Raw genomic sequence first — 9,423 nt, 5'->3', positions numbered from 1 at the left:
GATCGGCGGTGGCCCTCGCCACCGTGGTACCTGTGGGCCGCGCTGGGTGTGATCTTCGCGGTGGGCACCTCGGTGATGTTCTATTGGTATTCGGTGTGGCAGACCGAGATCCGCTCGCTGATGAAGGTCGACCAGCTCTCGTGGACGGCTTACCCGTTGATCATCGTCGTCTCCGTGGTCGTGTTCGCGCTGCTGATGGTGATCGGACAACTGTGGGCCGCACTCGTCGTCTGGTCGGTGCGCAAACTCAATCGCTTTGCGCCACCGCGGATTTCTGCGGTCGCCGGCGCGACGGTGATCGTCCTGATCACCGTGTTCATCCTCAACGGCGTGGTCGCGAACTACTCGATGAAGTGGCTTAACGCCTCCTTCGCCGCGGCGAACGACGAGACCGATGCGACCACGTCGGCACCGACGACGATGGTCCGATCCGGTGGCCCGGGCTCGCTGGTCACGTGGGGCTCGCTCGGCCGGGAGGGCCGGCGATTCGTCGCGAACGGCCCCGACGTGCAACAGCTCTCGGCGTTCAACGGGGCGCCCGCGATGGAGCCGATCCGGGCATTCGTCGGGCTCGGATCGGGAAATGATCTGCGCGCCAACGCCACCATGGCCGCCGATGAGTTGGTCCGTGCCGGGGGTCTCGACCGGGCCGTGGTGGCCATCGGGTCGGCCACCGGATCGGGGTGGCTGAACAAGGCGACGGTCGACTCGCTGGAGTACATGTACAACGGCAACGTCGCCACGGTGTCGATGCAGTACTCGTATCTGCCGAGCTGGCTGTCCTTCCTCGTCGACAGCGAACGTGCGCGCCAGGCCGGCAGTGCGTTGTTCGAGGCCGTCGACGCACGCATCCAGCAACTGCCCGAGGGCCGCCGACCCAAGGTGGTCGTGTTCGGGGAGAGCCTCGGTTCGTTCGGTGCCGAGGCCGCCTTCGGTACCGTCCCGACGGTCGTCGCCCGCACCAACGGCGCACTGTTCGTCGGGCCGACGTTCAACAACCAGTTGTGGAGTGACGCCACCGCCGCCCGCGATGCCGGTTCGCCACAAGTCCTGCCGATCTATGACGACGGCCGGCACGTCCGGTTCATTGCCGACGCCTCGGACCTCAACCGTCCCGACACGCCGTGGCTCGACCCGCGCGTCGTCTACCTGCAGCACGCGTCGGACCCGATCGCCTGGTGGTCGCCGCGGCTCATCCTCAACGAGCCGGAGTGGCTGAAGGAAGAGCACGGCCGCGACGTGCTCGGGGCGATGACGTGGATGCCGTTCGTCACGTTCCTGCAGGTGTCGGCGGACATGGCCGTGTCGGTGAACGTGCCCGACGGTCACGGCCACAACTATCTGAGCGCCATCCCGTACTCGTGGGCCGACATTCTGCAGCCGCCCGGATGGACCCAGGACAAGACCGAACGGTTGTTGCCGCTACTGCATCGGGACTGAGCCGGTCGGGTCGCCCATCCGAGTTTGCGTCGGTGTCGAAGTGCTGTTGTCTGGAGGCACGCCGGGCCGATCGAGGCCCGACCGACCAATGAGGAGCAGACCGCGCATGACCGAGGACCTGGTGGTACTCGTCGAGCCCGACGGCACGCCGTGCGGTACCGCCGACCGGACATCGGTGCACACCACCTCCACCCCGCTGCACTTCGCCTTTTCCTGTCATCTCGTCGAGGCCGGCCGGTTGCTGATGACCCGCCGGGCGTTGACGAAGAAGACCTGGCCGGGTGTATGGACCAACTCCTACTGCGGGCACCCGCGACCCGGCGAGAGCGCCGTCGACGCCGTGCATCGTTACGCCCAGCGGGAATTGGGCCTCGACGTCACCGATGTGCGCTGTGTCCTACCCGATTTCCGCTATCGGGCCGTCGATGCCAGTGGTGTGGTGGAGAACGAGGTGTGCCCGGTGTTCGTCGCGCGACCGACCGGTCCGCTGCGGCCCAACCCCGACGAGGTGATGGACGTCGCGTGGACCGACGTCGACGACGTGTGGTCGGCGGCGCGACGCACCCCGTGGCTGCTCAGCCCGTGGTTCGTCGATCAGGTGCACGCGCTCGGTGCCCACCCCTACCGTGTGCCGGAGCGGGAGACGTCATGAGCCTGCGCCAGATGGGTTCGCACCGATCGCCTGCGACGACCCGTCCGTATGTGCGCTACGACGAGGTCGCCGACGCCAGCGCCGACCTGGTGATCCGCTCGTATTCGTCGTCGTTCGGCCTCGCCTCTCGGCTGCTGGCCGGGCCGATCCGCCGCGACGTGCGCAACATCTATGCGTTGGTGCGTGTGGCCGACGAGATCGTCGACGCCCCGCGGCCCGGCCAGGACGTCGAGAGCAGGCGGGTCGCGCTCGATCAGCTCGAGGCCGACACCCTCGCGGCGATGGACACCGGGGCGAGCACCAACCTGGTCGTCCACGCCTTCGCCCGCACCGCCCGCAGGGTCGGCGTCGACGCCACGCTGACCGCGCCATTCTTCGCGTCCATGCGCACCGACCTCACCTGCCGAGAGCACGACGAGGACAGTCTGGCCACCTACATCTACGGGTCGGCCGAGGTGGTCGGGCTGATGTGCCTGCGGGCGTTCCTTGCCGAGGAACCCGACCGCGGGGTCCGCTACGCGGCGATGGCGCCGGGGGCGAAGCGTCTCGGGGCCGCCTTTCAGAAGGTCAATTTCTTGCGCGACCTCGGAGTCGATGACGGTGAACTCGGCCGACGCTATCTGACCGGCCTCGACCCGCAGGCTCCGAGCGACACGGCGTGGCGGCGGTGGCTCGACGACATCGACGACGATCTGGCCGCCGCGGCGCGCATCATTCCCGACCTGCCCGGTGAGGCACGGGTCGCGGTATGTACCGCCCATGATCTGTTCGCCGAGTTGTCGGCGCGTCTGCGCAAGGTGGCTCCGGCGGATGCTGTGACCACGCGCGTACGGGTTCCCGGGCCGGCCAAGGCCCGCATCGCCGCGGCGGCAGCAGTGCGCCGTGGATATCCACGAGCGGGAGGGGTGTCGAGCCGGTGACCACACCGAAGAAGGTCGTCGTCATCGGCGGCGGTGTGGCCGGACTGGCCACTGCTGCGTTGTTGGCCGCCGACGGGCACGACGTCGACATCGTCGAGAAGAACGCGAATCCTGGTGGGCGGGCCGGGAGTTGGGAGACGGACGGATTCCGCTTCGACACCGGACCGTCGTGGTGGCTGATGCCGCAGGTCTTCGACCACTTCTTCGCGCTGCTGGGGACGTCGACGGCGGAGCAACTGGAGCTCACCCGACTCGAGCCCGGATACCGGGTGTTCTTCGAAGGTGAGCCCGATCCATTGGAGATCTCCGGCGACCGTGCTCGCAACCGAGAGTTGTTCGAGCGCACCGAACCCGGTGCAGGCGTGCGATTCGACGAGTACCTGGAGTCGGCGCGCGACACCTACGACGTGGCCGTTCGACGATTCCTGTACACCAGCTTCGAGTCGGCCCGGGCGTTTACCGCCACCGAATTGCTACGCCGCCTCCCCCGGTTGGCGCGACTGCTCACCGAGAGCCTGGAGTCGTTCACCGCCAGGCACTTTCGTGACCGGAGGCTACAGCAGATCCTCGGCTATCCGGCAGTGTTCCTCGGGGCGTCGCCCGAGCGTGCGCCCGCGATGTATCACCTGATGAGCTGGTTGGACCTCGACGACGGGGTCCGATACCCGCAAGGGGGTTTCACCCGATTCGTCGACGCGCTCGTCGGTGTCGCCGTCGATCACGGTGCGCGCCTGCACACGGGGGTGGCGGCAACCGAGATCTGTACCCGCGATTCGGGTCGCGGACCGGTCGGAAGGCGGGCAACGGTCACCGGGGTGCGGGTGACCGGTGCGGACGGCGCCGAGAGTGTGCTGCCTGCCGACATCGTGATCGGCGCGACCGATCTGCATCACCTCGAAACCCGGTTGCTGCCACGAAGATTGCAGACATTCCCGCAACGGTGGTGGGACCGCCGGACGTCGGGACCCGGGGCGGTGCTGGTCTTCCTCGGGGTGCGTGGGCGGCTGCCACCACTCGCGCACCACTCGCTGTTCTTCACCGAGGACTGGCACGCGAACTTCGACGCCATCTTCTCCGAACCCACCCGCGTTCCCGAGCCCGCGTCGCTGTATGTGTGCCGGCCGTCGGCGACCGACGATTCGGTGGCGCCGAGCGAGCATGAGAATCTGTTCATCCTGGTACCCGTACCGCCCGACCCGTCGCTGGGGCGCGGCGGTGTCGACGGCGCAGGCGATCCCGTGATCGAGCAGGCCGCGGACCGCGCCATCGAACTCGTCGCCGACTGGGCGGGCATCGAAGACCTCGCCGACCGGATCGTCGTACGCCGCACGATGGGGCCGGGCGATTTCGCCGTCGACGTCAACTCGTGGTCCGGTGGTGCGCTCGGGCCCGCACATACGTTGCGCCAGAGCGCTTTCCTGCGGGCCACCAATCGATCACGCAAGGTGGACGGACTCTACTATGCCGGCGGCTCGACCCGGCCCGGCATCGGACTGCCCATGTGCCTCATCAGCGCCGAACTGATCCGCAAGCGCCTACGCGGAGACCATTCCACCGGGCCGTCGGTGGCTCCCTAGTGGTGGTGTGAAACCGACTCTGTGGCGGGCAGTCTCGAGGCTCGGCGCATGCGCCTCGCACCTCGACCATCGAGGTACTACTACGGTGGTCGAGGTGCCGACGAGCGCTAGCGAGGAGCCTCGAGACCTCCTGTGCTGAAAGAAGTCTGGCGTGAGAGATCGAACGCGGTGTCTACGCCCGTCCGATGAGTCCGGCGGTGATCTTCGCGGACAGGAGAACCAATGGCAGGCCGCCGCCGGGGTGGGCCGAACCGCCGACGAGGTAGAGACCGGGGATGGGGGAGGCGTTGGCGGGGCGCAAGAACGCGGCGCGCGGACCGTTGGATGAGCTCCCGTAGATCGAACCGCCGGGTGTCAGGGTGCGGCGGGCGAGATCAGCGGGGCTGAGTACGAACCGGTGACGGATGCGATGGCGGACGTCGGTTCCGCGAGCGGCCATCACCTCCAGCACGTGGTCGGCGTAGGCCTGCGCGAGACCGTCGCTGTCCCAATCCATTCCCGAATCCGGGTCGTGACGCGGCGCGTTCACCAGCACGAACCACGCCCCGGTTCCCGCGGCAGGGAGGATGGCCGGGTCGTCCGGTGCGGTGATGTAAACGGTGGGATCGGCGACGGGACGTGGCGCCCCATGCCGGCCGAAGACCGCGTCGAACTCGGCGTCGTAGTCGGCGGGGAACAACACTCGATGATGTGGCTGTCCGGGTGGCTCGTCGTCGAGGGCGAGCAGAATGACGAAACCCGACAACGACGGTGTGCTCCGCTGCAATCGGCGAAGCTGTCGACGCGCCGACGATGTGTACACAAGTGAGGAATACACCTGAGCTGCATCAGCGTTGGCGACCACCAGATCCGCGCGACGCAGATCGCCGGACGCGGTGATGACACCGTCGGCGCGGCCGTCGCGGACCCGGATCTCACGCCCCGCGGTCCCGGTCTCGACGCATCCACCGAGGGCGGCGAGACGATCGGTGAGCGCAACGGCGATGCGGCCCAGGCCGCCGCGCACATACCAGGAACCCCAACGCTGTTCGGCCCAGGGCACACTCGCCAGCGCGGCCGGGGCGCGACGCGGATCGGAGCCGGTATAGGTGGCATACCTGTCGGCCATCATGCGCAACCGCGGGTCGTGCAGATACCGGGATGCAAGGCCCCGCAACGACGACCACGGGGCGACCGTCCGCACGTCGTCCACACTGCGGGCCAGAGTGGCCATGTCGCGCAGGCTGACCGGCGCTTCGAGGAATGGCCCGTGGGTGGCGTCCCAGATCCTGCGGGCGCGATCGAGAAAGCCCGACCACTGCGCTCCGCTTCCGGCTCCGAGAGCGGCGTCGAGCGCACCGGGGATCTCGGCGAAGTCGCCGGGAACATCGAGGCCGGTGCCGTCCGGAAACCGGTACCGGGCGGCGGTCGGGAGCCGCTGCAGTTCGAGAACGTCGTCGACGGGTGCGCCGGTCGCCGCGAACAGCTCGGCGAGAACGTGAGGCATCGTCACCAACGACGGGCCGGTGTCGAAGACGAAGCCGTCGTGCTCAAGAATTCCGAGTTTGCCGCCCACCGCAGTCGATTGCTCGAGGACGCTCACCCGATGCCCGGCGTGCTGCAGCCGGATGGCTGCGGCCAGCCCGCCGACGCCCGCCCCGACCACGATGACCTCAGCCACGGCGAGTCACCCGCGCTCGCGGTGTCGTCCCGGGAAGCGCACGCCCCTTCCAGCGCAATCGGTCTCGGCGATGCGCCTGCAGCGAATCCGCGGTGAGCGCCGCGAAACCCGCGATCGACAAGGGATGGGCCAATGCATCCGGCCACGTGCGCCCGCCGGTGACGGAGGCCGAGATCGCCCGCGACGCAACGCCGGCGGCATATCCCAGCAGCCCTATCCGAGAGCACGTGAGCGCCGCCACCGCCGGGACGATGTAGGCCAGCACCAGCATCGTCACCACGCCGACGGCCCCGGCGGGCGAGCCGAACGCCGACCACAACGACTTGCGGTAACCCTCTCGAATCTCGCGGTGGCCGTGATACATCCGGCATTGCGCCAGGTGCGCACCGGCGCCCACCCCGCCCTGACCGCCGACGGACTTGATCGCACGGAGCAGAGCGATGTCCTCGAGAACCTCACCTGCTACGGCTGCGTGGCCGCCCGCTCGGTGGTAGGTCTCGGCATCGACGACGAGGAACTGGCCGTTTGCCGCGGACAGGCTCGGACGCGACGACCGCTCCGCGATCCCGAGCGGCAGCGTGCTCATCCACGACCATTGCAGAAGCGGCTGGATCAGCCGCTCGGCCGGGCTGTCGGCGAGTTGACGGGGATACGGGCACAACAGTGCCAGCCCGGCGACGCGCAGGGCCGCGACGGTCGCGGCGAACGCGAACGGGCTGACCCGCACATCGGCGTCGACGAAGGCGAGAACCCCGCTACACGGAACTTGCTGTGCTGCTTGATGACACGCCCACGACTTGCCGAGCCATCCGTCCGGCGGCGGTGTTCCCGCGACAACCGAGACGCGCGGGTCGGTGGCCGCGCAAATCGCCAGGATCTCCGCGGTGTCGTCGGTCGAGTCGTCATCGACGACGACGATCCGGGCCGGCCCCGGCCAACGATCGATCGCCGCGAGCACCGCACGGAGACACCCCGGCGCGTTCGCGGCCTCGTCGCGCATCGGGATGAGCACCGACAACGGCTCGGCGACGGGCAGTGCATCGACATCCGGCGTGCGAATCCGCCGGGCATTGGACACAGTCAGCACAAGGGAGGCTGCCGCCAATGCGGTACCGGAGTTCACGACCCATCGGAGGACGTCGCGCGGCCGGATGGTCATCGTCGGACCTCCCGGAACATGCTGACGGTCAGCGGGATTGCGACAACACCCATCACCAGTCCGCCGACCAGTGCGACCGGCGGCCGACCGAAGAACACCAGATGGGCGATCACCGACGACGCATACACCCACAGGTAGGCGACCAGCGGGAGCAACTCGGCGGCGCGACGATCGGTCGTCGGTGTCGGTTCCCGACGCCCGATCGTCGCACTGAGCACCGCCATCATCAACGCCGACACCAGCAGCCAACCCAGGAAGTTGGTCAGCGGAATCCCCTCGACACCGGGCAACGCCGGATGCGGCGACGACCATCGCCAGTACCCGGCGTCCACCATTTGCGGATCGAGGAACACATCCCACGCGGTCAACGCATACGCGCCCAGAAGCGGTAACGGCCACAGCTTTCGGCCCGCGAGCCGTCGTGCCACGATGAACGCCGGCCAGCCCAACATGATCCAGGCAAGCGGCACCACCACGGGGACGCCGAGGATCTCCCCACCGAGCGCTCCGGTATAGGCATAGTCGCCGAACGGGATTCCGGTATGAACCCCGACGGCCTCGGCGAGCAGACCACCACCGCCGGCCACGACGAGCAGGCAGAGCAGTCCCCGCACGCCGTGCGTCGCCGCACTATGACACAGCATTGCCGCCGACATCGCCACCACGACGATCGTGGTGAGCACGACGTTGCCGCCGCCGGTGAGGGGAAACGCGATCTGCACACCGACACTGGTGGCCAACAGAATCCACGCCGCCACCCGTAGGGGCAGGGGCCGCCGTCGGGATGTGGCTTCGGCGCGATCGACCACATCGTCGGCGGTCACGGCGTGATCCCCCGGTAGGTTCCGATCACCGACTCGACGCCGAATCGGGCGAACAACTCCTCGGCGTACCAGCGTTGTGGACCCGTCTCCCGGATTGCCGACACGTGACCTGCACTCCGGTAGGCGAAGTCGGTCAGTGCGCCGGAGTTGTCCCAGAGTGAGAAGGTGCCCTGCAGACCGATCGGTGCCTCGCCGACTCCGAGTGCCAGGCGCACTCCCGGTGCGGCCGTGAGGTCTCCGACCACCGGGGGCACCGCCCGCCAGAACGACGCCATGCGCGTGGGCCGCAGCCGGGCCCGGGTCAATGCCGCCACCGGGCCTGTCCAGTCGGTACGGCGAGCTCGAGGGGCGTTGGTGCCGAACGGTTCTCGCCGCGACCACCGCCCGCGCGAGGCCAGCGGCACCATGCGCACGATCAGTGTCTCGCTGCCCGCTCGATCCCAGGACCGCAGATAACGTGACGCCGCACCGGTGGCCGCGGCATCGGCGTCGGCCCACACCGTCAGCAGCGCCCAATGGTGGGTGTCGGCGTCGCGCGGGGTGAACGTGCGCGCCGAGCCCGTCCCCATCACCTTCGCGAACCGCAGACCGGGCAGATGGCGCAACGCCCTCCGACCCGACGCGACGCGCAGGAGTGCAGGTCCCACCCGATCGACGCCCCATATGCGCAGTTCGACGACCGGTTTCGCCGACGGTGTCGCCGTCATGAGCGTCGCCTCACCGACTGCCGCACCAATTCCCGCAGTGCCTCGCGCGCGGATTCGTCGACCTCGATGCGATCGATCACCTCCTGCGCAGCGGTGGTCAGATCATCGATGCGGGCCTCGGTCTCGGCGAGGGCGCCCGTTGCCGCCATCAGCTCCCGCACCGCGAGAAGGTCGTCGACGGTGACCTCCGGGTTGCCCAGCGACGTGCTCAGCAGGTGCTTGCCTGCGGGGTCGGCGCGCTCCTGGGTCAGGGCGACCAGCAGGGTCCGTTTGCCCTCGCGGAGGTCGTCGATGACGGGTTTGCCGGTCTCGGCGGGGTCGCCGAACATGCCGAGGACGTCGTCGCGCAGTTGGAATGCCTCGCCGGCGAGCATGCCGATCTCGTCGTACTGCGAGAGGAGGTCGGCGGACGCACCGGCCAGCGCGCCCCCGAGCCGCAGCGGGGGAGAGATCGTGTACTTGGCGCTCTTGTAGTGCAGGATGG

Annotated in this window: 9 protein-coding genes; 4 read left to right on the top strand and 5 right to left on the bottom strand. The window is 68.6% G+C overall.

Features of this window, described 5'->3' with window-relative positions; translation table 11 throughout:
* The 4 genes from B1964_RS23695 to crtI (B1964_RS23680) form a co-directional block, all read left to right on the top strand.
* Positions 1 to 1,440, top strand: a 1,440-nt coding sequence (locus B1964_RS23695; RefSeq protein WP_079931516.1) for an alpha/beta-hydrolase family protein, incomplete at its 5' end; no start/stop codon positions are given.
* A gap of 106 nt (positions 1,441 to 1,546) precedes the next feature.
* Positions 1,547 to 2,092, top strand: coding sequence for an isopentenyl-diphosphate Delta-isomerase (idi, locus tag B1964_RS23690; protein WP_079931515.1), 546 nt, complete (start codon positions 1,547 to 1,549; stop codon positions 2,090 to 2,092).
* Positions 2,089 to 3,012 (top strand): squalene/phytoene synthase family protein, encoded by a 924-nt coding sequence (locus B1964_RS23685; protein ID WP_079931514.1) that lies wholly within the window; start codon positions 2,089 to 2,091, stop codon positions 3,010 to 3,012. The genes idi and B1964_RS23685 overlap by 4 nt, the downstream gene beginning before the upstream one ends.
* Entirely contained in the window at positions 3,009 to 4,589 is a 1,581-nt protein-coding gene (gene crtI / locus B1964_RS23680; RefSeq protein WP_079931513.1) for a phytoene desaturase family protein, read from the top strand. The genes B1964_RS23685 and crtI (B1964_RS23680) overlap by 4 nt, the downstream gene beginning before the upstream one ends.
* A 172-nt stretch (positions 4,590 to 4,761) precedes the next feature.
* On the opposite strand, the gene crtI (B1964_RS23675) is transcribed toward crtI (B1964_RS23680), so the two are convergent.
* The 5 genes from crtI (B1964_RS23675) to B1964_RS23655 form a co-directional block, all read right to left on the bottom strand.
* Positions 4,762 to 6,249 carry an NAD(P)/FAD-dependent oxidoreductase gene (gene crtI, locus B1964_RS23675; protein WP_079931512.1) on the bottom strand — a complete coding sequence of 496 codons (1,488 nt, stop codon included), beginning with the start codon at positions 6,247 to 6,249 and terminating at the stop codon, positions 4,762 to 4,764.
* The gene (locus tag B1964_RS23670) at positions 6,242 to 7,408 is read right to left on the bottom strand and encodes a glycosyltransferase (protein WP_079931511.1); all 1,167 of its coding nucleotides are present in this window, start codon (positions 7,406 to 7,408) and stop codon (positions 6,242 to 6,244) included. The genes crtI (B1964_RS23675) and B1964_RS23670 overlap by 8 nt, the downstream gene beginning before the upstream one ends.
* Complete coding sequence (locus B1964_RS23665) at positions 7,405 to 8,232, bottom strand: carotenoid biosynthesis protein (RefSeq protein WP_079931510.1); 828 nt, start codon at positions 8,230 to 8,232, stop codon at positions 7,405 to 7,407. Before B1964_RS23665 ends, B1964_RS23670 begins: the two co-directional genes overlap by 4 nt.
* The gene (locus B1964_RS23660; protein WP_079931509.1) at positions 8,229 to 8,939 is read right to left on the bottom strand and encodes a monooxygenase; all 711 of its coding nucleotides are present in this window, start codon (positions 8,937 to 8,939) and stop codon (positions 8,229 to 8,231) included. The genes B1964_RS23665 and B1964_RS23660 overlap by 4 nt, the downstream gene beginning before the upstream one ends.
* Positions 8,936 to 9,423: polyprenyl synthetase family protein (locus tag B1964_RS23655; RefSeq protein ID WP_172398948.1), on the bottom strand; the 488-nt coding region annotated here is incomplete at its 5' end. The genes B1964_RS23655 and B1964_RS23660, both read right to left, overlap by 4 nt.

The organism is Gordonia sp. i37 (assembly GCF_002043085.1).
Classification (GTDB): domain Bacteria; phylum Actinomycetota; class Actinomycetes; order Mycobacteriales; family Mycobacteriaceae; genus Gordonia; species Gordonia polyisoprenivorans.
Note: the sequence above shows the minus strand (reverse complement) of the source record. Positions and strands in the feature narration are given on the sequence as shown.

Coding starts and splice junctions, on each gene's coding strand:
- idi (WP_079931515.1), top strand. CDS start 1,547: ATGACCGAGGACCTGGTGGTACTCGTCGAGCCCGACGGCACGCCGTGC.
- B1964_RS23685 (WP_079931514.1), top strand. CDS start 2,089: ATGAGCCTGCGCCAGATGGGTTCGCACCGATCGCCTGCGACGACCCGT.
- B1964_RS23670 (WP_079931511.1), bottom strand. CDS start 7,408: ATGACCATCCGGCCGCGCGACGTCCTCCGATGGGTCGTGAACTCCGGT.
- B1964_RS23660 (WP_079931509.1), bottom strand. CDS start 8,939: ATGACGGCGACACCGTCGGCGAAACCGGTCGTCGAACTGCGCATATGG.